Origin of the sequence: Corynebacterium sp. 122RC1, assembly GCF_024580955.1 — a bacterium.
Classification (GTDB): Bacteria; Actinomycetota; Actinomycetes; order Mycobacteriales; family Mycobacteriaceae; genus Corynebacterium; species Corynebacterium kozikiae.
The window spans coordinates 1-443 of the sequence record NZ_JANIKD010000061.1; the positions used below are offsets into that span (position 1 = coordinate 1).

Below are 443 nucleotides of genomic sequence, written 5' to 3' on the forward strand. Positions count from 1 at the left end.
CATGTGTATAGATTGCCACTTGATGTTTAGGTGCAATTTTTTCTGCAAGTTCTAAACCTAATTGATTACATTGTTCTGGCGTTACTTCGCCAGGCTTAAATGATTGAATAATTGTATGTGCTTGAACACCATTTTCTTTACCGTACAAAGCCCTAGTTTGTTTAAACGCCGATTTAGCATAATCAACATCACAATTTAAGCCATTTTTTTCTACTGCTCGTTTTTCTGCGTAATTGATCGCTCGACTTGCCGATTTTGTATTACCTAGTTTAGTTGTTGCCATATTTCATCAAGCCTTTCACGAAGTGCTTTAACATTACGTTCTAATGCTTCATAGTTTGGTGCTTCATGTTGATGTTGGTTGCAATATTTAGCAATTTGATTTGCGTTTGCCCCCAACATACTTAAATCTTTGGCAATCGATTGTCGCGTTTCTTTATCAA

General features: G+C 36.1%; 2 protein-coding genes. Both read right to left on the reverse strand.

What is annotated here, in order from left to right:
• Positions 1-283, reverse strand: a 283-nt coding sequence (locus NQ050_RS11065; RefSeq protein WP_257039394.1) for a relaxase/mobilization nuclease domain-containing protein, incomplete at its 3' end; no start/stop codon positions are given.
• Positions 265-443, reverse strand: a 179-nt coding sequence (locus NQ050_RS11070; protein ID WP_257039395.1) for a MobC family plasmid mobilization relaxosome protein, incomplete at its 5' end; no start/stop codon positions are given. The genes NQ050_RS11070 and NQ050_RS11065, both read right to left, overlap by 19 nt.